Source organism: Brevundimonas diminuta, from assembly GCF_039673845.1.
GTDB lineage: Bacteria > Pseudomonadota > Alphaproteobacteria > Caulobacterales > Caulobacteraceae > Brevundimonas > Brevundimonas diminuta_E.
In genome coordinates this window covers 162,611-185,336 of record NZ_JBDJMK010000002.1, presented here as the reverse complement: position 1 = coordinate 185,336, position 22,726 = coordinate 162,611, and the positions used below count along the sequence as shown (strand labels likewise).

The following is a 22,726-nucleotide window of genomic DNA, read 5'->3' as shown; positions in this document are numbered from 1 at the left end:
GCCCGGTCTGGTCGTTTCGCCGCAGAGGTTTAGAAGGGCGCTCATGCGAATGCTTGTCATTGACGATGATGCCCGAACCCGCGCCTTCGTGGCCGACGGCCTGCGCCAGCAGGGGCATACGGTCGATGAGGCGGGCGACGGCGAGGCCGGCCTGCACATGGCGATGGAGGGCGAATACGACGCCATCGTGGTCGACCGCATGATGCCCGGCCTGCCCGGCATCGAAACCGTGCAGGCCATGCGCGCGAGCGGGCTGAAGACGCCGGTGCTGATGCTGACGGCGCTGGGCTCGGTCGACGACCGGGTGGCGGGGCTGAACGCGGGCGCCGACGACTATCTGGTCAAGCCCTTCGCCTTCAGCGAACTGAGCGCGCGCTTGCAGGCGCTGGTGCGGCGCCCGCCGCTGGCCGAGGCGACGACGCGGCATCGGGTCGCTGATCTGGAAGTCGACGTGGCCGCCCACCGGGCGACCCGCGCGGGCCAGACGCTGGACCTGACCCCGCATGAGTTCAAACTGCTGGAGCGGCTGGCCCGCAACGCCGGTCACGCCGTGACGCGCACCATGCTGCTGGAAAGCCTGTGGGGCTTTCACTTCGACCCGCGCGCCAATCTGATCGACGCCCACATCAGCCGCCTGCGCGCCAAGGTCGATCGCGGTTTCGATCAGGAGCTGATCCACACCATCCGGGGGGTGGGCTATGTCCTCAAGGCCCCGGACTGAGCCCAAGCGCCCGTCCGTCTGGACCACGGCCAGCCTGCGCTACGCCGTCGCCTTTTCGGCCCTGTTCGGGCTGGGCGCGGCGGTGATGATCGCGGGCGTGGACTATGGGCTGATGCGCTTCGCCGAGGCCGAGGTCCGCGAAGGGCTGAGCCACCAGATGGACGTCATGCGCGCCGACGCCAACCGGCACGGCACGGCCCAGCTGGTCGACGAACTGAACGCCGAGGCCCGCAACCGCGACGCCCGCCGCTATCTGCTGCTGGTCGAGGCGCCGGACGGCAGCAGCTTCTCCAACGGCCTGACGCGGCTGGCGGTGAACCAGAGCGGTTTCCGGCGCAATCTGCCCAACAAGGCGCGGCCCGCGCGCTGGCCCGACCAGACGCCCAATATGCTGGTGCTCAGCGCCCAGGCGTCCGACGGCGGCCTGCTGGCGGTGGGGCGCGACATCCAGCATCTGGACGAACTGCGCGGCGGCATCCGCCGCTACGCCCTGATGAGCGGGATCGCCCTGATCCTGCTGGCGCTGGCCGGGGGCTGGGCCGCCGGGCGGCTGTTCCTGCGACGACTGGAGGGAGTCAACCATGCGGTCGGCCGCATCATCGCCGGTCAGGATTCAACCCGCCTGCCCGCTGTCGGCCTGGGGCGCGAGTTCGATGAGCTGTCAGCCAATCTGAACCGGATGCTGGACCGGCAGGAGGCGGCGCTGACGACGCTGAAGACCCTGTCCGAGGGCGTGGCCCACGAACTGCGCGCGCCGCTGAACCGGGTCCGCAACCGGCTGGAGAATCTGGCCGCCGACATGGACGACGCCGCATCGCGCGATGCCGCCGTCGAGCGCGCGCTGGAAGAAACCGATCAGGTCAGCGCCCTGTTCGAGGCCCTGCTGACGCTGGCGCGGATCGAAAGCGGCGACGCGGCCCTGAAGACCGAGCCGCTGGACCTGGCCGCCCTGACCGGCGCCGTGGCCGACATCTACGCCCCCTTCGTCGAGGAGGCGGGCGGACAGCTGACGCTCGCCCTCAATCCCACCGGCACGGTCGAGGCCGACCCCGCCCTGTTGCAGCAGGCGCTGGCCAATCTGATCGAGAACGCCGTCTTCCACGGCGGCGGCCGGATCAGCCTCTCCACCGGCCGCGAGAACGCACAGGCCGTCATCCGCGTCGCCGACCACGGCCCTGGCGTGCCGGAGGCCGAGCGTGAAAAGGTGCTGCGCCGCTTCTATCGGCTGGATCAGGACGGGAGCGAGCGCACCAAGGGGGCCGGTCTGGGTCTGGCCATGGTCGCCGCCGTGGTCCGGGCGCATGGCGGGTCGCTGCGGCTGGACGACAACCAGCCGGGACTGGCGGTGGAACTGACCCTGCCGGGCGCCTGACTCCTGCCTGCAACGCGCGCGTAAGGACGACGAAGGCCAACAGGCGCCTTGTTGCAATTCATTCGCACTTGGTTGAGTAAGCCGCCTCACGTCTTTCAGGAGCCGCCCATGACCACTGTATCCGCGACCGAGGCGGCGCCCGGCGGCGCCTTCAGCCTGAAGCCCCTGCTGTTCACGGCGGGCGTGGGCAGCATGTCGATGATGGCCTTCGTCGCCGTTGTCGGGCCGATGGCGCGCGTCCTGGGCCTGCAGCCGTGGCACGTCGGCGCCGCGGTGACGGCGGCGGGTCTGGCGTGGATGCTGATGGCCCGCTTCTGGGGCGCGCGCAGCGATGAGATCGGACGGCGCCGGGTGCTGTTGACCGCCCTGGCCGGTTTCGCCGTCAGCTACGCCTTCCTGGGCTTGTTCATGAGCGCGGCGCTGGCGCTGGTTCCCGCGGCCATCATCAGCTTTGTCGGCATGACGGCGGCGCGCACCGCCGCCGGAGCCTTCTACGCCGCCGTGCCGCCGATCTGCGCCGCCGTGGTCGCCGACAACACCGCCCCGCACGAGCGCGCCCGCGCCATGGGCGCCGTCGGCGCCGCCAGTTCTCTGGGCATCGTCTTCGGGCCCGGCGCCGCGGGCCTGCTGGCCGGCTGGAGCCTCAGCGCCTCCCTGCTGATCATCTCGGCCCTGCCGGTGCTGGCCTTCATCGCCGTGTGGCGCTTCCTGCCGACGGACGCGCCGCATGAAACGCGCAAGAAATCCATGCTGAAGCTGTCGGACGTCCGCATCCGCCGCGCCGTCGCCACCGCCTTCTTCGCCATGTGCGGCGTCGTGGTCTGTCAGGTGGTGGTCGGCTTCCTGGCGCTGGACCGGTTCGGCCTGTCGCCGAACGAAGCCGCGCGCACGGCGGGCATCGCCCTGGCCGTCGTCGGAGTGGTGCTGTTCTCGGCCCAGATGGTGTTGCGCCGCCTGAACTGGCCGCCCTCGCGCTTCATCCGCATCGGAGGAAGCATCGCCGCCGTCGGCTTCGTCTGCGCCGTCTTCGCCGCCACCCCGCTGCAGCTGTGGGCGGCCTATGGCGTCATCGCGGCGGGCATGGGCTGGGTCTATCCGTCGCAATCGGCCCTGGCCGCCAATGCCGTCGAGGCCCATGAACAGGGCGCCGCCGCCGGCGCCGTGGGCGCGGCCCAGGGTCTGGGCGCGGTCATCGGCCCGCTGGGCGCCACCCTGGCCTATCAGGTGGCCCACGGCGCGCCCTATGCGCTGTCGGCGGTGATGATCCTGATCGCCGCCCTGTGGCCCGCCACGCGACTGTCGGCAGAACGCGCCTCGGCTGAATAATAAACCGCGTCAGGCGAAGGCGGCGTCGCCCTGCTCTGCCTCGAAGGCCGCAGACAGGGCGTCGACCAGCCACCGGGTGCCCACGTCGCCGTCAGAGCGTTCGTGCCACACCAGATGATAGTCGAAGGGCTTCATTCCTTCGGGCGCAGGAAAGGTGCGCAGGCCGTGCGTCGCGGCGAACCGGCGCGCGGCGCGGCGCGGCAACAGGGCGACCGCATCCCCCTCATGCAACAGATAGGGCGCCAGCGAGAAGCTCTCGGCGCGCACCAGAACGCGGCGCTCGGCCATGTCCGGCAGGTCTTCGGCCACCCAGTCGCCGAAACCGTCGCCCGCTGAACAGACGACATGCGGCCATTGCAACAGGTCTGAATGCGTCGGCCGCGCCTGATGCACGGGATGATCCGCCCGCGCCAGGCCCAGTTGCGTCTCCTGAAACAGCCAGCGCGACTTCAGCCCCGAGCCCTCTGGGCTCCAGCCCGTCAGCACCAGATCCAGACGGCCGTCCTCCAGCCGTCTCAAGCTCATGTCGGACAGGGGTTCGACCGATAGGCCGACGCCTGTGGCCTCCTGCCCGATGCGGGCGATGGCGGGCGCCAGGACGCTGAGCAGGCCGTAGTCGGTCGAGGCCATGCGGAACATCCGCTTCATCCGGCCCACATCCTCGACCGGATCGCGCAGCAGGCTCTCGCCCGCCTCCAGCCAGGCCCGCAGCGGGGCGTAAAGGGCCTCGGCGCGCGGGGTCGGCATCATGCCGCGCGGACCGCGCACCAGCAGCGGATCGTCGAACTGATCGCGCAGGCGCGCCAGAATGCGGCTCATGGCGGGCTGGCCGATGCCCAGCTTTTCCGCCGCGCGCGAGACGCTGCGCTGCTCGATCAGCACCTGAAGATGCTGGAGCAGGGTGAAATCAACGCGATTGAGAAACCGCCCCGGCATAAGGCCTCGCTGCATGACGCCCCAGGCGGACGCCTTGAGTGACGCCCCGACGCGCCGCCCCGGAAGTATTAAGAACGCATCTTAATTGCAACACTTGCGTCGAACCTTTCGCAAGGTCCGAGCGCCCGGCCGCCTGTCGGCCGCCGCAGCGCCAACATCATGCCCAATTGCGAATGCGCCTCATGTCGTAATCGGCATTGAGACAATAATGCGAATGATTATTAGGAGCGCCGTCGCTCGCACGGTCGAGCTTTCCTCCCCTCCCGGGCGCTCGTCGCCCGCCTAACCGTACGCCTTTGGGGGCGCAGATGCACATATCGAAACGCAGCATCGGGCTGGGCCTGATGACATCCACCCTCCTCGCCACCTCGCCGGTTCTGGCCGAGACGGTCCTGCCGGACGCATCGAGCGTCGATCCGCAGGCGACCTCGGTCAACGACGTCGTCGTCACTGCATCCGCCACGGGCGTCGATGTGCGTGACGCGCCCGCCTCGGTCAGCGTCATCACCCGCGACGAGATCGAGCGCCAGCCGGTCCAGAGCCTGGGCGAACTGCTGGGTCGCCTGCCGGGCGTAACGGGCGGCATCAGCCCTACCGGCGCCATGTCGAAGATCACCATCCGCGGCCTGCCGGACAACTACACCCTGATCCTGGTCGACGGGCGCCGCATCGGCAACGCCCGCGACATCAGCTACCGTCCCGACCTGGGCCGCCAGGATCTGAACTGGATCTCGCCCGACATGATCGAGCGCATCGAAGTGGTGCGTGGCCCGATGTCGTCGCTGTACGGTTCTGACGCCATGGGCGGCGTCATCAACATCATCACCCGCAAGATCGCCCCGACGTGGCGCGGCTCGGCCAACACCAGCTATACGTGGGACGAAAACTCCAATCGCGGCGACGCCTATCAGTTCGGCGTCAATGCGGCCGGACCGATCACCGACACCCTGGGCCTGCGCCTGGGCGCCACCTATGCCCGCTCCAACCCTGACGAAGTCGTCATCGGCAGCAACAACGGCACGGCCGGCGTCACCTCCAAGAATCTGAACGGCGTGCTGACCTGGGCGCCCGTCGCTGACCACAGCTTCTCGCTGGAAGGCAGCTACGGCCTCGAAGATCCCATCGCGCCCAGCGCCAAGACGGCCACCGGCGGCGATCAGTCCAGCTGGGGCGCCGAGACGGAACGCACCTCCTATCGTCTGGGCCATGAAGGCAAATGGTCGTTCGGGGAATCCCGCATCGACATCTACAAAAACGCCTTCACCAACAAGGATCAGGCCTCGGGCGGCGGCACCGCAGAGTTCGAAGAGCTCATCATCGACGGCCTGCTGAAGTTCGAAAAGAACTTCATCTGGGATCATAAGTTCGCCATCGGCGCGCAGTATCGCGAAGAAGAACTGACCAACACCCAGACGATCGGCACCATTCCGGTCGACTATGAAGGTCATGTGGTTGATGGCGCGACGCTGAAGGGCGACACCGCCGCCCTGTTCGCCGAAGATCAGATCACGCTGCGTGAAAACCTGCTGCTGACCCTGGGCGGCCGTCTCGACAGCCACCACAAATACGGCGAGCACTTCAGCCCCCGCGCCTATCTGGTCTGGCACCCGGCCGAAACCTGGACGATCCGCGGCGGCATTTCGCAAGGCTTCCGTGCGCCTTCGCTGAAGGAAAACAGCCCCGGCGCCGCGACGAACTCGCGCGGGAACGGCTGTAATGGCCTGAAGGGCCTGATCGCCAAGGACAAGAACGGCAACGTCATCCTGGACGCCGACGGCCTGCCCATGACCTACAAGACCGGCGGCTGCTGGATGGCCGGCAACCCCGATCTGAGCCCGGAAGAAAGCACCAGCTACGAAATCGGCTTCTCGTACGACACCGACAACTATCGTTTCGGGGCGACCTATTTCTACACGGACTTCAAGAACAAGATCCAATACGCGCCGCTCGGCTACTATGAAGGCCGCTGGTGGACGAAGAACGAAAACGTCGAAAAGGCTCGCACCCAGGGGCTGGAACTGACCGGCCTGGCCAAGCTGCCCTATGACCTGACCCTGCGCGGAAACGCCACGTGGATGATCGAGGCCAAGAACCTCGATACTGGCGCGACCCTGATCACCACGCCTGAATGGTCGGCCTACGCCTCTCTGGACTGGCGTGCGACCGAGCGTCTGGGCATCATGCTCTCGGGCCAGTACACCGGGGAACAACTGGGCGGAGGATCGACGATCACCAACGATCACACCGAGTTCGATCTGACCGCTGCGTTTGACGCTTCGGAATCGGTGACGCTGCGGGCCGGCATCACCAACCTGTTCTCTGAAACCATCACCGGCAGCAACGGCGATGGCTACTACGCTCCCGGCCGCCGCTTCTTCGTTGGCCTGACCACCCGCTTCTGATCCGGAGAAACTGCGATCATGACCATCTCGAGCAAATCCCTTCGCGGCGCCGCTTTCGGCGCCCTTCTGGCGGCCTCGGCTGCTGCGGTTCCGGCGGTCGCTTCGGCCCAGGCCCTCTTCTCGGCGCCCGAGCGCACCCAGGAGGGCCAGGTCAGCTTCGCCGGCGCCGAGCGCGGCAAGCCTGTCGTTCCGGGCAGCGACGTCGTCGCCACCGGCCGCGGCTTCCGTCCGGGCCAGAGCGTCGTGCTGATGTACGGCCAGACCGCCCTGTCGACCGGCGCGATCACGGCCAATGCCGAGGGCGGGTTTGAAACCCGCCTGACGATCCCGGCCAGCGCCCAGCCGGGCAACCACCCGATCGTGGCGGTGTCGCAATCGCCCTACAACGCCGTCCTGGCCAATCTGAAGATCTCGCCGGACGTGCCGCTGTCGAACCAGTCGGCCTATCGGATCACCAGCGTCCAGCCGACGCGCGGCCTGTATCAGACCGCCTACAGCGCCAAGCGCAACGCCGTCTTCGCCGCCTCGGCCGTCGGCCGTCCGCCGGTCAGCCAGTCGGAACTGCTGCGCCTGAACGCCGACACCCTGGCGGTCGAAGCCCGCATCACCCCGGCCGCCGCGCCGGGCCGCCCGGGCCGTGACGGCCAGGTTCAGGACGGCGGCGTCTTCGCCGTCTACGGCGTCGGCGTCGATGACGCCAACGACACCGTCTGGGTGACGAACAGCCGCCAGAACACGGTCGCCGTCTATCGTCAGTCGGACCTGGCCCTGGTGCGCCAGTTCGAGCCGGGCACGGTCAACCACGCCCGCGACGTCGTCATCGACCAGGAGCACGGCAAGGCCTACGTCAGCGCCACCTTCCAGCCGGAAGTCGTGGTGTTCGACACCGCCTCCCTGAGCGTCGCCAAGCGCATCAAGATCGACTCGACCGTTCGCGGCGGCAACTTCTCGGCCGCCAGCGTCTCCTATGATCCGGCGTCGCGTCGTCTGTATGTGGCCTCGAACTCGACCAATGAGGTCGCGGTCATCGACGCCGCCAACGACACCGTCCTGAACGTCTTCCCCGTGCCGGGCGCGCGCGCCGTGATCGGCGTCTCGCACGACCCGCAGACCGACCGCATCTTCGCCGTCGGCCAGGGCTCCGACAACCTGGTAGTGCTGAACGGTTCGGACGGCTCGGTCGTGGCCGACACGCCGGTCGGCGCAGGCGCCCTGAACGTGGTGTTCGAGCCGAAGTCGCGTCGCGTCTTCATCAGCACCTTCGGCGCAGGCACGGTGCCGGTCACGGACGTCGACGGCCGCATCGTCGCCAACCTGCCGGCTCCGCCGGTGGCCAACCACGTCTCGACCGACGGTCGCGGCAACGTCTATGTCGCCGTCAAGTCCGGCTGGACCACCGACGGCAACGACTCGGTCATGCGCATCCGCCCCGCGCGGTAAGCCAGCCCCCTATGACCGGGAAAAAGCCCTCGCGCATCGCGCGGGGGCTTTTTTATTGCCTGTTTCCCACATGCGCCACGCCGCGGGCGCGGGCGATCTCCATCTGCTTCTGCCGCTCGGCGTAACCCTCGCGCTGTGCCGCGTCACGGCTGTCGTGGCAGCGGTCGCAGGATACGCCTTCGACATAGCGCGGCGAACGGCGGCCCTCGGGGCTGACCGGCATCCGGCAGGCGCGGCACAGGGCGTGGTCGCCCTCGACCAGTCCATGGCCCACGGACACCCGCTCGTCGAAGACGAAGCATTCGCCGCGCCACAGGCTTTCCGGCTCCGGCACCGTCTCCAGATATTTCAGGATGCCGCCCTCAAGGTGATGCACGTCGCGCACCCCCTCGGCCTTCAGGAAGGCGGTCGCCTTTTCGCAGCGGATGCCCCCGGTGCAGTACATAGCGACCTTGGGCGGGGTCGGTCGGTCCAGCAGGGCGCGGCCCTCGGTGCGGAACCAGTCGGCGAACTCGCGGAAGGTGCGGGTGTTGGGCTGGACCGCGCCGGCAAAGGCGCCGATCTCGCCCTCATAGTCGTTGCGGGTGTCGATGACGACCGTGTCCGGGTCGGCGATCAGGGCGTTCCAGTCCTGAGCCGAGACATAGGTTCCGACGCCCTCGACCGGGTCGATGTCCGGCTGGCCCATGGTGACGATCTCGGCCTTCACCCGCACCTTCATGCGGTGGAAGGGCATGGCCGAGGCGGTCGAATATTTCAGCTCCAGCCGCTCGAAGCCCGGCAGGGCGCGCACGCCGTCGATGACGCGGGCGATGTCGGCTTCCGGCCCGGCGATGGTGCCGTTTATGCCCTCATGCGCCACCAGAAGCGTGCCGCGCACATCATCCCCGCACAGGTCCAGCAGGTGCAGGCGCAGCGCCGCCGGGTCGGCCACGGGGGCGAAACGATACAGGGCGGCGACGGTGAAAGGCGTCATGGCGGGAACATCGGATGCGGTCACGGCCTTCCTATAGCCCCGGGCGCCGTCTCCTGCGACGCCAATAATATGGAACCGAGAGTGACCGTGTCATCGCTTGCGTCCGGCGTCGAAGCCGTGTGGATTGGCCAGATGGTCGTTGTCGGTTCCCGTTCGCTCCGTATCGTCCGTGCGAGGACGCGCCCCGCATGAGTTCGACCGACGCCGCTACATCCACGCCTCCACCCCCGCCCGCACGGGTTTCGGCCCTGGCGCCGTTGCGGCACCCGATCTTCCGGGCGGTGTGGATCACCAGCCTGATCACCAATTTCGGCGGTCTGATCCAGTCGGTCGGCGCGGCGTGGATGATGACTTCCATCGCCTCGGCCCAGATGACGGCTCTGGTGCAGGCGTCCGTCACCCTGCCGATCATGCTGCTGTCGCTGGCGGCCGGGGCGCTGGCCGACACGGTGGACCGACGCAAGATCATGCTGGCGGCCCAGACCTTCATGCTGCTGGTTTCGGCGGGCCTGGCGGCGATGACGTGGATGGGCTGGATCACGCCGTGGGTGCTGCTGACCTTCACCTTCCTGATCGGCTGCGGCACGGCCTTCAACGGCCCGGCATGGCAGGCGTCGGTCGGCGACATGGTCCCGCGTCAGGATCTGGCCGGGGCCGTGACCCTGAACTCCATGGGCTTCAACATGGCCCGCAGCGTCGGCCCGGCGCTGGGCGGCCTGATCGTGGCCGCAGCGGGCGCGGCGGCGGCCTTCGCCGTCAACGCCTTCAGTTATCTGGGCCTGCTGATCGTCCTGTTCCGCTGGAAGCCCGAGCGCCCCAAACAGACCCTGCCGCGCGAGCGTCTGCTGCCCGCGATGGCGGGCGGGGTGCGCTACGCCTTCCTGTCGCCGCGCGTGACGGCGGTGCTGCTGCGCGCCGTGGTGTTCGGCGTGGGGGCCAGCGCCATACAGGCCCTGATGCCCGTGGTCGCGCGTGAGAGCGGCGGCGGACCGCTGGTGTTCGGTCTGCTGCTGGGATCGTTCGGCGTCGGCGCCGTGGGCGGCGCCCTGTTCGTCGGCCAGCTGCGTGCGAAATATGAGACGGAGACCATCGTCCGCGTCGCCGCGCTGGCCTTTGCGGCGGCGGCGCTGGGGCTGGGCTATGCGCCCTGGCTGGTGGTGACGCTGCCTGCGCTGATGATCGCCGGGGCGGGCTGGGTGCTGGTGCTGTCCAGCTTCAATGTCACGGTGCAGATGTCGGTGCCGCGCTGGGTCGTGGCGCGGGCGCTGGCGCTTTATCAGATGGCGGCCTTCGGCGGCATGGCGGGCGGCAGCTGGCTGTGGGGCGGTCTGGCCCAGACCTATGGCGTTGAGACGGCGCTGGCCGTGTCGGCGGGCGTGCTGACGCTGTGCGTGCTGATCGGGCTGAAGGTGCCCCTGCCCTCGACCGCCAATCTGAACATGGACCTGCTGCGCCGCTGGACCGAGCCGCAGACGACGCTGGCGATCGAACCCCGCAGCGGCCCCGTGGTCGTCACCATCGCCTACCGTATCCGCGAAGAGGACATCGACGCCTTCCTGGCCCTGATGGACGAGCGGCGCCGCATCCGCCGCCGCGACGGCGCGCGCCAGTGGCATCTGATGCGCGATCTGGCCGAGCCTGACGTCTGGGTTGAAAAATACCAGACGCCGACCTGGCTGGACTACATCCGGCACAACCAGCGGATCACCCACGCCGACGCCGCCGTCAACGAAAGCATCCGCGCCCTGCATCAAGGGCCGGACAAGCCCGTCGTCCATCGCATGATCGAGCGCACCACCGCGCCCCTGGCCGCGAATCTGCACGGCGACCGCCATTTCGGAGAGCCTTTGACCGACCCCACACGGTCTTCATAGGCGGGTTTTCACGCCTGCCTGATATCATGAGCAAATAATCGACCGTGGCCGGTTAGTCACAGCGGGTCCGTGCGCCCTCGGCCAATACTGCGGCGCACACAAACTGCGACTTGCACAAGGGCTGCAAAATCTGTTCTAGGAGGCCACGCGTCTGGTTCGCGTAAGGTCAAGTATATGAAGATCGCAATCCTCGGCGCCGGCGTCATCGGCGTGACCACCGCCCACTACCTGGCCCGCCAGGGGCATGAAGTCACCGTCATCGACCGCCAGAGCGGCCCGGCGCTGGAGACCAGCTTCGCCAATGCGGGCGAGATTTCGCCCGGCTATTCCTCGCCGTGGGCGGCGCCGGGCATTCCCGCCAAGGCTGTAAAGTGGCTGTTCATGCGCCACGCCCCGCTGATCCTGCACCCCCAGATCAACGCCCCGACCGTGCGCTGGCTGCTGGCGCTGCTGCGCAACTGCACCTCGGGCCGCTATGCGCTGAACAAGGCGCGGATGGTGCGTCTGGCCGAATACAGCCAGGTCGTGCAGACCGAACTGAACGATGAACTGGGCCTTGAGTACGACCACCGCACCCAGGGCACGCTGCAGCTGTTCCGCACGCAGAAACAGCTGGACGGCATCTACAAGGACACCGAGGTCCTGCGCGAAGGCGGCGTGCCGTTCGAAGTGCTGGATCAGGACGGCTGCATCCGCGCCGAGCCGGGGCTGAAGGCCACGCGCGACCTGTTCGTCGGCGGCCTGCGCCTGCCGCGCGACGAAACGGGCGACTGCTTCAAATTCACCAACGCCGTGGCCGATCATGCGGCGGCGTCGCAGGGCGTGACGTTCCAGTACGGCACGACCATTCAGGCCCTGATCGCCGAGAGCGGCCGCATCACCGGCGTCAAGACGGACAAGGGCGTGGTCACGGCCGACGCCTATGTGCTGGCGCTGGGTTCCTATTCGCCGATGATGGTCAAGCCGCTGGGCATGACCCTGCCGGTCTATCCGGTGAAGGGCTATTCGATCACCGCCCCGATCATCAATGAGCCCGCCGCCCCCGTCTCGACCATCATGGACGAGAGCTACAAGGTGGCCATCACCCGTCTGGGCGACCGCATCCGCGTCGGCGGCATGGCCGAGATCGCCGGCTTCTCCGACGCCCTGCCCGAGCGCCGCCGCAATACGCTGGAGCATTCGGTCGGCTCGCTGTTCCCCGGCTCGGGCGACCTGAAGGCGGCGACCTTCTGGTCCGGCCTGCGCCCGATGACGCCGGACGGCACGCCCGTCATCGGCCGGACTAAGCTGGACAATCTGTTCCTGAACACGGGCCACGGCACGCTGGGCTGGACGATGGCCTGCGGCTCGGCCCGCGTCATCGCCGACATCATCGACGGCCGCACCCCCGACATCGAATCCGCCGACCTCGGCATCGCCCGCTACGGACGCTAAATCCTTCTCCCCTTGTGGGAGAAGGGTTCAGGTGCGGGTTTTGACGGCGACGGCTTTCAGACCGGCCAGCATCCGGTCGGTCGCCGCATTGCGTTCGCAGCCGCCGTTGAGGATCAGACGCAGGGCCTGGACATGCACCTCGACCGACGGCCAGTCCCAGGCGTCGGCGACGGCCATCCGGTCCGCCACATCGGCCAGACTGTAGCCCGCCTCAAACAGCGGCCCCGTATCAAAGAACCCCGCCAGATCCAGCACCCGCGACGCCAGCCGATAGACTTCGGCCGCAGCCCCGTCCGGCCGGGCGGCGCACAGGCCCTCCAGCTCGACGATGGCGGCATCGATCCCGGCCATGACCTCGCCCTTGTGACGGACCAGCCGCTCCCTGGCGCGGCGTTCGACATCGACCAGAGTGCGGCCGCCCGGCTGGGCCATCTGCTGCGCCAGACGGGTCGTGACCTTCTCGATCTTCGGCCCGTCGATCACAGCGACACCCTCTGCGGCTTCAGCAGCATGTCGATGTCGGCCTGATCCATATTCTCCTCGACCGCGTGGCCGACGTGGGCGGACAGGTCGCCCTTGCGCCGCCCGGCCATGCCCACCGGCGGGCCGAAGTTACGCACGCGCCGGTCGGGGCCGACATAGGTCTCGCACTCGATGAACTCGCGCTGGTCCGCGCCCAGCCACAGGATGCGCTTCAGCAGCACCGCAGGCGTCAGGGGCTTGGTGATGACGAAGCTGACGCCGCAGTCGCGCCCCTCCTGCACCTTGGCCTGAGAGGCGTGGCCCGTCACCAGGATGACCGGCGTGTGGCGCATGGGCGCGGGCGTGTCGCGCCGCAGCCAGCGGGTGAAGGCGTAGCCGTCCATCTCCGGGTCGGCGCAGTCGATGACGATCAGATCGACCGTGCGCTGCTGCAGCACCTTCACCGCCTCGACGGCCGAGGCGCATTTGACCTGCTCGCGCACGCCGAAGCCCTGGAAGATCGAGCCCAGCATATCCAGCGCCTGCGGCGTGTCATCGATCAGCAGGACCGTCGACTGCTCCAGATTGATGCGGTCTTCGGCCATGGCTCAGAACAGGTGCAGTTCGCCCGCCGCGCGGGCGGGCTCGTCGCGCTCCGCATCGGCGGCGGGGCGTCGGGCGCGGTGAGCCGTCTCCTGCATCCGTTCGGCCATCTCGGCCAGCGGCAGGGCGGCCAGGGCGGTGTCCATCGGCTGATCCTCGGCCACGGCCTGCGCCAGACCGGCCAGCGCCTCGACCCGCTGGGTCAGGACGTCGAACGTCTGGCTGCGCGTCAGATAGCCCAGCCGCGTCCCGGGCGGCAGCTGACGCAGGACTTCGGACACCAGTCCGCCCGCCGCCTCTATTCCGGCGCGGATGTCCGCCAGTTCCGCCGCCATGGCGGTCAGCAGGTCGCGATGGTCTGTCTCGGCCATTTCAGAACAGCTCCAGATCCCCGGCGCTGGCCAGAGGCGGCGTGCGCGGCGTCGAGGGCGGCAGGGCCGCCTGATCGCTCACCGCGCGTTGCCGCGCCCGACCGCTGACCGGCCAATAATGAAGTCGACGCCCTCCGGCGCCCCTCAGACTGCCGCCGACGACGGCGATGCCCTCATCGGCCATGAAGCGCTCGGCGAAGGCGGCGTTGGCCGCGCCGATGTCGGTCAGGGCGTCGAACATGCGCCCCCCGCCGAACAGCTTGGCCTCCAGCCGGTCGCGCCGACCGCCCGCCTTCAGCACGTCATTGATGAGGACTTCCATCAGATAGGCCCCATAGCGGTGCCCGGCGCCGGAGTCCGCCCCCGCGCCCTCGGGCAGCAGGAAGTGGTTCATCCCGCCGACCCCGGCTGCCGGATCCCGCAGGCACAGGGCCACGCAGCTGCCCAGAACCGTCGTCAGCACGACGTCGGGATCGGACGACACATAGTGATCGCCCTGCCCCACGTGCACGCGCCGCTCGACCGGCTGCTGAGCGGCCGCGCCGATCACGTCAGCGGGCCGAACACCGCTTCCAGCTTCTCTTTCAGCTGGGCGGTGGTGAAGGGTTTGACCAGATAGTTGTTCACGCCGAACTGCACGGCGCGCTGGACCAGTTCGCGGTCGGCCCGGCCGGTCAGCATGATGAAGGCCGTCTTCGAGATCGGCGGGTGAGCCCGGATGGCCCGCAGCAGGCTGAGGCCGTCCAGATTGGGCATGTTGAAGTCCGAGATCACCAGATGCACCGGCTGGACCAGCAGCGAACGCAGGGCCGCCTCGCCGTCTGGCGCCTCTTCGATCTCGCGCACGCCGATCTGCTGCAGACTGGCGCGGACAAGGGAACGCATCGTCAGCTGGTCATCAACGACAAGGGTGCGGATGGAGGAGGCGGCGGGCATGATCGTCCTTACGCGACGGATGAAGAGGAAGCCGCACGGACCGCGCAGCTTTCAAGAATGGCCGGGGCCATGCGGGACAGGGGCAGCTGGCGCTCGACGGCGCCCAGCTCAAAGGCGGCTCGCGGCATGCCGTAGACGACGCAGGACGCCTCGTCCTGGCCCAGGGTGCGGGCGCCCGCCTGACGCATGGCCAGCAGCCCCTTGGCCCCGTCCTTGCCCATGCCGGTCAGGATGACGCCCGTCATCGGACGGCCCAGCTGGGCGACCGAGCCGAACAGCACATCGACCGAGGGCCGGTGTCCGTTGACCGGATCGGCGACGACCAGACGGCAGCGCCCGCCCGATACGGCCAGATGCGTCTCGCCGCCCGGCGCCAGATAGATATGGCCCGGCTTCAGCGGGGCGCCGTCCTCGGCCTCCGTCACCGTGGCGGCCGACGCCTTGTTCAGACGCGCGGCGAAACTGCGGGTGAAGCTGGCGGGCATGTGCTGGGTGATGATCGTCGCCGGGCAGTCGGCGGGAAAGGCCGACAGTATGGTCAGCAGGGCCTCGACCCCGCCGGTCGACGAACCGATCGCCAGCACATGTTCGGGCGCGGCCTGATAGGCGCCCTCATGCCCCTTGACCGTGCGCGTTTCCAGCGGACGGACGCGCGAGCGCGCGGCGATCTTCACCTTTTCGGCCAGATCGGCGAAGGCCTCGGCGGCGGGCACGCCCGGCGCGGGCTTGGCCACGGCGTCGACCGCCCCGACCTCCAGCGCCGCCAGCGTCACATCGGTCCCCGCCTGCGTCAGGGTCGAGACCATGACCACCGGCATGGGCCGCAGCCGCATGATCTTCTCCAGGAACTCCAGCCCGTTCATATTGGGCATCTCGACGTCCAGGGTGATGACGTCGGGGTTCAGTTCCTTGATCTTCGCGCGCGCCTCCAGCGGATCGGCGGCCGTGCCGACCACATTGACCTCAGGATCGCGGCGCAGCACGGCGCTGATCAGGCTGCGCATGGTGGCGCTGTCGTCCACCACCAGGACGGAAATGGCGCTCATGCCGCCCCCTCCTTGACGTAGGTGGTCAGGCCCGCAGGCTGCAGCAGCTGCGCCGCCGGTCCCGTCACCCGCTCGGAATGGCCGATATAGAGAACGCCGCCGGGGGTCATGATCGGGGCGAAGCGGCTCCAGATCCTCTCCTGCGTCGCGTCGTCGAAATAGATCACCACATTGCGGCAGAAGATGACGTCGAAGCGGCCGCGCATCGGCCAGTCGCCGATCAGGTTCAGCTCCTTGAACGTCACCAGACGCCGCAGGGCCGCATCGGCGCTGAACCGGCCGGGCGCGCCCGCCACCGGCTCGAAATGCCTGCGCGACGCCGCCGGGACCGGGGCCAGCAGGTCTTCGGAATAGACGCCCGCCGCGCCCTCGGCGACCATGTTGGGGTCGATGTCGGTGGCCAGGATGCGCACGTCCAGATCGGCCGCTTCCGGCAGGACGTCCAGCACGGTCATCGCCATCGAATACGGCTCCTGCCCGTTCGAGCAGGCGGCCGACCACAGGCGCACCCGCCCGCCCGCCCGCGCCCGCGCGGCCAGTTCCGGCATCACCCTGTCGCGAAGGTGATCGAAGTGATGCGGCTCGCGGTAGAAGCGGGTGACGTTGGTCGTCAGGGCCGCCATCATCGCCTGACGCTCGTCCACGCCCTCCGCGCCGTCGATCAGGGCGCAATAGTCACGGAAACTGCGCAGCCCCAGCAGGCGCAGCCGCTTGGCCAGCCGCGAATAGACCAGCGCCGCCTTGCCCTCGCTGAGGGCGATGCCGGCATGGGCGTGCAGGGTCTGGGCGATGTGGCGGAAATCATCGGCGGTGAAGACGAACTCGCCTTCGACCAGCGCTTCCCGCCCGGCGACGGTCGTCATGCGGCTTCGGCCTCGCTTTCCGGCAGGACGTGATCCAGGTCGATCAGGCTGATCATCCGGCCGCCCTCGACGGCGAAGATGCCCTTCACGAAGGCCTTCACCTGATCGCTGGCCACGTCCGGCGTCGGCTGGATGGCCGCGTCCGACAACTGCACGATGTCCGACACCGCATCGACCAGCAGGCCGACAAGGCGCGAGCCGACATGGGCCACCATGATGACGTGACGCTCGGTCGGCTCGGTCGTGACCAGACCGAAACGCGCGCCCAGATCAATGATCGGCAGCACCACGCCGCGCAGGTTGATGACGCCCTTCATATAGACGGGCGAGCGCGGCAGGGGCGTGGCCGGGGTCCAGCCGCGGATCTCGCGTACATTCATGATGTCGACGCAGAATTCCTGCTCGCCGATGCGGAAGGCGATCAGCTCGCGATCGGTCCCGGCGACATTGGGGGTCAAGGATTGCTCAATCGGGGTCATGGTCTCAGCTCGCCATCTGCAGGTCGGAACGTGACGGGGTTCGGGTACGCTTGGCCGTTACAAGGGCGTCGATATCCAGGATCAGGGCCACGCGGCCGTCGCCCAGAATGGTGGCCGCAGCCACGCCCTCGACGTGGCGGTAGTTGGATTCCAGGCTCTTGATGACGACCTGACGCTGGCCGTGGATGGCGTCGACCAGCAGGGCCGCGCGCTGGCGGCTTTCGGTCTCGACGATCATCACCACCCCGCCCTTCAGCGGCGTCGGCGCGTCGCGGAAGCCCATGACCTGCGCCACGTCCACCAGCGGCACGAAGGCCTCGCGGAAGCGCAGCACCGGATCGACGCCGCCGACGTAATGGATATCGGCCTCGTTCGGCGTCAGGCTCTCGACGATGGCGGCCAGCGGCGCGACCAGCGTCTGCTCATCGGCGCCGACCACCATGCCGTCCAGCACCGCCAGCGTCAGCGGCAGGCTGAGGGTGAAGGTCGAGCCCTTGCCCGGATTGGAGGCGATGGAGATGCGCCCGCCCAGCGACTGGATCGAGCGACGCACCACGTCCATGCCGACGCCCCGGCCCGACAGGTCCGACACCTCGGTCGCCGTGGAAAAACCGGGCAGGAAGATCAGGTTGTCGATCTCGTCGTCCGACAGCACTGCATCCTCTGCGATCAGGCCGCGCTCGACGGCGATGCCCTTCACGCGCGGACGGTTGATGCCCTTGCCGTCGTCGGAGATCTCGATGACGATCCGGCCCGAGCGGTGCAGGGCGGCCAGACGCACCGTCCCCTCTTCCGGCTTGCCCGCCGCCAGACGGTCCGCCGGGCCTTCCAGCCCGTGATCGATGGCGTTGCGCAGCATGTGGGTGATCGGGTCGGACAGGCGTTCGATGACGGTCTTGTCGACCTCGGTGTCCTCGCCGGACGTGACCAGTTTGACCTTCTTGCCGGTCGCCTCGGCCGCCTCGCGCACCAGACGCGGCATCCGCTGGAACACCGACTTTACCGGCTGGGCGCGGATGGCCATGACGCTGTCCTGAATCTCGCGCGTCAGCAGTTCCAGGTCTTCCAGACCCAGGCCGATGTCCGAGGACCGGTTCAGGCCGCTCTCGGTCACGCGCTGCGCCAGCATGGCCTGCTGGATGACCAGTTCGCCGACCGCATTGATCAGACGGTCCACCCGCTCCAGATCGACGCGGATGGTCACGGGCGCCGCAGCTGCAGGCGCTGTCGGAGCCGCCGCGACGACCGGCGCCGCCGGTTTGACCGCGACCGGCGCAGGGGCTGCAGGCTCAGGAGCCGCAACAGGCGCCGCAACGACCGGCGCAGCGGCTTGCGTCGTCGCCGCGCCGACCGAGGCCAGCAGGGCGGCGATATCCAGTTCCGACGACGCCGCGCGGGCCAGCGCCGAGACGTCGCTTTCCGCCTCAACAGCCGCAGGCGCAGCATCGATCCCATCGTCGCCGGACAGCCGCGTGACGCTGAGATCGCAATCCATCTCCACGAAGTCGAAGACCTCGCGCACCTCGGCCTCGCTGGCGTCGCCGTCCAGTTCGATGGTCCAGATCAGATGGCTGTCGGTCGGCTCCAGCGCGTCCAGCATGGGCAGGCCGCTGTCGTCCATCTGCACGCGCATCGGCCCAAGACGGCCCAGTTCGCGCAGCAGCAGCCCCGTCTCATTGGCGCTGGCGTAGAGGCGCGGGTGCGGGCGGAAGACGACCTTCCAGCCGTTCGCGCCGACCGGCTCCGTCAGGTCCGTCAGCGGCGCCGGCTCAACCGACGGCGCCAGCGCGGCCAGATCAGGCAGGGGCGGCAGATCGGGCAGGTCCGGCAGCCCCGCCGGGGCCTCGAACGCCCCCAGATCCATAGCGACGGGGGTAAAGCCGAAATCGTCCTCTTCCGGCTCGGCCGCCGCGACCGGGGCGGCGCCGCCGTGGGTCAGCATCTCCAGTTCGGCGACCAGCCCGGCCGAGCGGGCCGGATCGACGGCCGGGCCTGCGCCGCGCGCGGCGGCGACGTGGTCGGCCAGCACGTCGGCGGCGCGCAGCAGCGTCTTCACCGTCGGCTCGTCGCACGGCTTGCGGCCCGAGCGCAGCTCATCCATCAGCGTCTCGAAGACGTGGGCGAAGCGGACCAGTTCCTCCAGTCCGAAGGCGCCCGCCCCGCCCTTGACCGAATGGACGGCGCGGAACACGGCGTTGATGACCTCGATGTCCGTCGAGCCGGACTCCAGCGTCAGCAGATTGCTTTCCAGATCGGCGAGCAGTTCTTCACATTCCTGAAAGAACGTCGCCTTGATCGCCTCGAACGGATCGTCGCTCATCGCCGGACGCGCCCCCTTTTCCCTTAAGCCGCCACGCGGCGCACGGCGTCGACCAGACGCACCGGATCAAACGGCTTGACTATCCAGCCGGTGGCCCCGGCCTCACGCGCGCGCTGCTTCTTGGCCGCGTCGCTCTCGGTCGTCAGGACCAGCACGGGCACGGCGCTGAACGCCGGGTCCGCCCGCATCCCTTCGATGAAGCCGAAACCGTCCATGCGCGGCATGTTGATGTCGGTGATGACGATGTCGGGATTTTCGGCCTGAAGCACCTCCAGCCCGTGCACGCCGTCCTCGGCCTGAACCACGCGATAGCCCGCGTCCTTCAACGCCAGCATCAGCATGTCGCGCATGGTGCGTGAATCATCGACGGTCAGAACGGTCTTGATCATTGTGCAGCGTCCTGTGCGGAAAGGTCGGAAGGCGAAGCGCCGAATGCGCTCCATTGGCTGGTCAAAGCTTCGGAAACATTGACGAACGTCAAAACATGACCGTCAGCGCGCCAGGTTCGCAGCGCCGACAGCAGCACCTGAAGGCACAGGCCGCCCAGCCGCTCGACGGCCGAACCGTCCAGCGCGGCATCCCCTCCCCGCGCCGCCAGCAGCGCCGCCTTCAGCGGCTCGGCCGCGCGCAGGTCCAGAACAGGTTCCAGAACGACCGTCTGCGTCATCAGAACTCCTCCCAGCCGTCTTCAATGATCTCGGGTTTCAGGGCCGCGCCGCCGCGTCCCATGGTGCGCAGGGCCGCCACCGTCTCGGCGACCGGACGCGGCGTGCGGGCCGTCGGCTCCGCCTCCGGTTCAGCCGCCTTGGGCGTGGCCGTTGCGACCGGCGCCGCAGCCTTTGGCGCAGCCGCTGTCTTCGCCGCCGCGCGGGCGGGCGCCGCCGCGCGCGTCGTGCGGAAGTGGGCCACCGAGGCCGCCAGCACATCGGCTTCCTGCGTCAGGGAGTGGCTGGCCGCCGTCGATTGCTCGACCATGGCCGCATTTTGCTGCGTGACCTGATCCATCTGGTTCACGGCGGTGTTGACCTGTTGCAGGCCGGTCGCCTGCTCCTGGGCCGAGGCCGAGATTTCGGACACCAGATCATTGATCTGCGCCACCTCGGCGACGATGCGGCCCAGGGCCTCGCCCGCGCGGCCGACCAGGCTGACGCCCTGTTCGACCTGACGGCTGGAGGCGGTGATCAGGGCCTTGATCTCCTTGGCCGCCCCGGCCGAGCGCTGGGCCAGCGCCCGCACCTCGGACGCCACGACCGCAAAGCCGCGCCCGGCGTCGCCCGCCCGCGCCGCCTCGACGCCCGCGTTCAGCGCCAGAAGGTTGGTCTGGAAGGCGATCTCGTCGATCACGCCGATGATGGCGCCGATCTGGTTCGAGGACTGTTCGATGGCCGTCATGGCGGCGACCGCCTCGCCCACGACCGCGCCCGAGGCCTCAGCCTCGCCGCGCGCCTGCTGGACGACATCAGCGGCCTGACGCGCGCCGTCGGCGGTGCGGTTCACCGTCGTGGTGATCTGGTCCAGCGCCGCCGCCGTCTCTTCCAGACTGGCCGCCTGCTGTTCGGTGCGGCGCGACAGGTCGTCAGACGCCTGGCTGATCTCGCCCGAGCCCGAGCGGATCGCCGCCACATTGGCCGTCACGGAGGCGACCGCCTGTTCCAGCCGGGCGATGGCTTCGTTGAAGTCGGCCTTCAGCTGCGCCGCCTTGGGCGCGAAGGCGACGTCGATGCGGTGGGTCAGATCGCCCCGCGCCATGGCGTCCAGCCCCTGCGCCAGCGCCGTGATGGCCACGCGGTCCTCTTCGGCCGCCCTGAGCTTTTCAGCCTCGACGCGGGCGCGTTCGTCCTCGACGGCGCGGCGCTGGGCGGCGGCCTCGGCCTCCAGCGCATCCTTGGCGATGGCGGCTTCCTTGAAGGTCTGAACGGCGCCGGCCATCTGGCCGACCTCGTCCTTGCGGCCGATCGCGGGCACGGCGACCGAGGTGTCGCCCGACGCCAGCCGCTTCATCGCCCCCGTCATCGCCGTCAGCGGCCGCGCCAGGGTGCGGCTCAACATCATCGCCATGGCGATGGCCAGCGCCAGCGCCAGCGCCATTCCACCGACCAGAACCATGCGCGCCGTACGGGCGGCCGCCATCTGGATATCGGTATAGACGCGGCTTTCGTGAACCTTCTTCTCGACCAGTCCAGCCAGAGCCTGCTCAGCCGGATCGATGAAGCGATCCGCATCCCCATCCCGCCCAACCATGGCGATGGCCTTCATCCAGCCTGCCTGATCCGCGACCAGGACCTCTCCCTGGCGAACCACCTGAGTGTTCCACTCATCCGCGGCGGCCCTTACCTTGCGCACCGTCCCGGCGCTGGCGCGATCCAGCTGGGCCACGCGATCCAGGCTCTTGCTGAAAATCTGGCGGTGCTCTTCCAGCCGCTGGAGATAATAGGGGTCGCGCGACACCAGAAAGCCGCGATAGCTGGCCTCCTGCCGGGTCAGGTAAAATTGCGCCTTTTCGGCCTCACGCTGGACCTCGCCCGCGCGCGCCCGGTCGACACGCGCCGCATCCAGAGCGTTGACCTGCATGAAGACCGTCACCCCCATGGCGACGATAGCCAAGATCACGACCGCGAAGGCCGCCATAAGCTTCTGCTCAATCTTGAGATCGCTCAGCATAACTTTCACATAACTCCGCACTGTGAAGATTTTCTTGAGAATCGACGTGGGTCTCAATCCAAGGACCCGGAGCATTCCCGCCGTGCGTCATCCGCAGGCGCGATCCAACACGCGATAGGGATCTCTCCCGATGCGTCTTGTGTCCGTGCTCAGTCGTCCGTTGTCGCAAACCGCCGATGCAGGACCGCACAGGCTTCAGTCAGGGTTCGGCTCAAGCGCGGACGCAGCGCGTCGGCGTCTACCGCGTCCTGACGCGTCAATGCTCTTCTCCGCCCCAAAGGCGATCGGGGCGCCAAGTCGCCGCCGCCCGACCGCGTCAGGGACAGGACAGCGTCAGGATATTCCTGAAACGACCGGGGGAACGCGACAGCGCCGTTCTGGCGCCGGGCGACGGGATACCAAGGCATTCAAACCTCTCTTCTGAGGCTCTCTCTCTGCACCCTGCATCATTAACAATTGTAAATTGCCGCCTACGTAAAATTCCTCATTCCAGCAGGATGAACG

21 protein-coding genes are annotated in these 22,726 nt (G+C 68.4%); 7 read left to right on the top strand and 14 right to left on the bottom strand.

What is annotated here, in order from left to right; translation table 11 throughout:
* The first annotated feature begins 43 nt into the window (after positions 1-43).
* The 3 genes from ABE454_RS02845 (at position 44) to ABE454_RS02835 (ending at position 3,419) form a co-directional block, all read left to right on the top strand.
* Positions 44-721: a response regulator transcription factor gene (locus ABE454_RS02845; protein WP_346528837.1), complete on the top strand. Its 678-nt coding sequence runs from the start codon at positions 44-46 to the stop codon at positions 719-721.
* On the top strand, positions 699-2,093 hold the full coding sequence (locus ABE454_RS02840; RefSeq protein WP_346528835.1) for a sensor histidine kinase: 1,395 nt from the start codon (positions 699-701) through the stop codon (positions 2,091-2,093). Before ABE454_RS02845 ends, ABE454_RS02840 begins: the two co-directional genes overlap by 23 nt.
* Positions 2,094-2,201: 108 nt before the next feature.
* The gene (locus tag ABE454_RS02835; protein WP_346528834.1) at positions 2,202-3,419 is read left to right on the top strand and encodes an MFS transporter; all 1,218 of its coding nucleotides are present in this window, start codon (positions 2,202-2,204) and stop codon (positions 3,417-3,419) included.
* A 9-nt stretch (positions 3,420-3,428) separates the two neighbouring features.
* Here ABE454_RS02835 and ABE454_RS02830 read toward each other — a convergent pair whose 3' ends face one another.
* The gene (locus tag ABE454_RS02830) at positions 3,429-4,355 is read right to left on the bottom strand and encodes a LysR family transcriptional regulator (RefSeq protein ID WP_346528831.1); all 927 of its coding nucleotides are present in this window, start codon (positions 4,353-4,355) and stop codon (positions 3,429-3,431) included.
* 308 nt (positions 4,356-4,663) lie between these two features.
* On the opposite strand from ABE454_RS02830, the gene ABE454_RS02825 reads away from it, so the two are divergent.
* Both ABE454_RS02825 and ABE454_RS02820 read left to right on the top strand, forming a co-directional pair.
* Positions 4,664-6,757, top strand: a complete 2,094-nt coding sequence (locus ABE454_RS02825; protein WP_346528828.1) for a TonB-dependent receptor domain-containing protein — start codon at positions 4,664-4,666, stop codon at positions 6,755-6,757.
* Positions 6,758-6,775: 18 nt separating this feature from the next.
* Entirely contained in the window at positions 6,776-8,197 is a 1,422-nt protein-coding gene (locus ABE454_RS02820; protein WP_346528827.1) for a YncE family protein, read from the top strand.
* Positions 8,198-8,249: 52 nt separating this feature from the next.
* On the opposite strand, the gene ABE454_RS02815 is transcribed toward ABE454_RS02820, so the two are convergent.
* Entirely contained in the window at positions 8,250-9,173 is a 924-nt protein-coding gene (locus tag ABE454_RS02815) for a rhodanese-related sulfurtransferase (protein ID WP_346529090.1), read from the bottom strand.
* A 188-nt stretch (positions 9,174-9,361) separates the two neighbouring features.
* Here ABE454_RS02815 and ABE454_RS02810 point away from each other — a divergent pair, with 188 nt between their 5' ends.
* Both ABE454_RS02810 and ABE454_RS02805 read left to right on the top strand, forming a co-directional pair.
* A complete protein-coding gene (locus tag ABE454_RS02810; RefSeq protein ID WP_346528825.1) occupies positions 9,362-11,047 on the top strand; it encodes an MFS transporter in 1,686 nt (561 codons plus the stop codon).
* Between the two features lie 174 nt (positions 11,048-11,221).
* The gene (locus tag ABE454_RS02805; protein ID WP_346528822.1) at positions 11,222-12,481 is read left to right on the top strand and encodes a D-amino acid dehydrogenase; all 1,260 of its coding nucleotides are present in this window, start codon (positions 11,222-11,224) and stop codon (positions 12,479-12,481) included.
* 27 nt (positions 12,482-12,508) lie between these two features.
* Here the strand turns inward: ABE454_RS02805 and ABE454_RS02800 are convergent, their stop codons facing one another.
* Genes ABE454_RS02800 through ABE454_RS02745 form a run of 12 tightly spaced genes read right to left on the bottom strand, consistent with a single transcriptional unit; the run spans position 12,509 to position 22,189 of the window.
* Positions 12,509-12,964, bottom strand: coding sequence for a chemotaxis protein CheE (locus ABE454_RS02800; RefSeq protein WP_346528819.1), 456 nt, complete (start codon positions 12,962-12,964; stop codon positions 12,509-12,511).
* Positions 12,961-13,548: a response regulator gene (locus ABE454_RS02795; RefSeq protein ID WP_346528817.1), complete on the bottom strand. Its 588-nt coding sequence runs from the start codon at positions 13,546-13,548 to the stop codon at positions 12,961-12,963. The genes ABE454_RS02800 and ABE454_RS02795 overlap by 4 nt, the downstream gene beginning before the upstream one ends.
* A gap of 3 nt (positions 13,549-13,551) precedes the next feature.
* Complete coding sequence (locus ABE454_RS02790) at positions 13,552-13,917, bottom strand: hypothetical protein (protein WP_346528815.1); 366 nt, start codon at positions 13,915-13,917, stop codon at positions 13,552-13,554.
* A gap of 1 nt (position 13,918) precedes the next feature.
* A complete protein-coding gene (locus tag ABE454_RS02785) occupies positions 13,919-14,467 on the bottom strand; it encodes a chemotaxis protein CheD (protein ID WP_346528813.1) in 549 nt (182 codons plus the stop codon).
* Complete coding sequence (locus tag ABE454_RS02780) at positions 14,464-14,853, bottom strand: response regulator (RefSeq protein WP_346528810.1); 390 nt, start codon at positions 14,851-14,853, stop codon at positions 14,464-14,466. The genes ABE454_RS02785 and ABE454_RS02780 overlap by 4 nt, the downstream gene beginning before the upstream one ends.
* An 8-nt stretch (positions 14,854-14,861) precedes the next feature.
* A complete protein-coding gene (locus ABE454_RS02775) occupies positions 14,862-15,899 on the bottom strand; it encodes a protein-glutamate methylesterase/protein-glutamine glutaminase (RefSeq protein WP_346528807.1) in 1,038 nt (345 codons plus the stop codon).
* Positions 15,896-16,762, bottom strand: coding sequence for a CheR family methyltransferase (locus ABE454_RS02770; RefSeq protein WP_346528806.1), 867 nt, complete (start codon positions 16,760-16,762; stop codon positions 15,896-15,898). Before ABE454_RS02770 ends, ABE454_RS02775 begins: the two co-directional genes overlap by 4 nt.
* Positions 16,759-17,220: a chemotaxis protein CheW gene (locus ABE454_RS02765; protein WP_430825498.1), complete on the bottom strand. Its 462-nt coding sequence runs from the start codon at positions 17,218-17,220 to the stop codon at positions 16,759-16,761. The genes ABE454_RS02770 and ABE454_RS02765 overlap by 4 nt, the downstream gene beginning before the upstream one ends.
* 25 nt (positions 17,221-17,245) lie before the next feature.
* Positions 17,246-19,561 (bottom strand): chemotaxis protein CheA, encoded by a 2,316-nt coding sequence (locus ABE454_RS02760; RefSeq protein ID WP_346528803.1) that lies wholly within the window; start codon positions 19,559-19,561, stop codon positions 17,246-17,248.
* A 23-nt stretch (positions 19,562-19,584) separates the two neighbouring features.
* Complete coding sequence (locus tag ABE454_RS02755; protein WP_346528800.1) at positions 19,585-19,950, bottom strand: response regulator; 366 nt, start codon at positions 19,948-19,950, stop codon at positions 19,585-19,587.
* Positions 19,947-20,228 carry an STAS domain-containing protein gene (locus ABE454_RS02750; RefSeq protein WP_346528798.1) on the bottom strand — a complete coding sequence of 94 codons (282 nt, stop codon included), beginning with the start codon at positions 20,226-20,228 and terminating at the stop codon, positions 19,947-19,949. Before ABE454_RS02750 ends, ABE454_RS02755 begins: the two co-directional genes overlap by 4 nt.
* Positions 20,228-22,189: a methyl-accepting chemotaxis protein gene (locus ABE454_RS02745; protein WP_346528796.1), complete on the bottom strand. Its 1,962-nt coding sequence runs from the start codon at positions 22,187-22,189 to the stop codon at positions 20,228-20,230. Before ABE454_RS02745 ends, ABE454_RS02750 begins: the two co-directional genes overlap by 1 nt.
* Positions 22,190-22,726 lie beyond the last annotated feature (537 nt).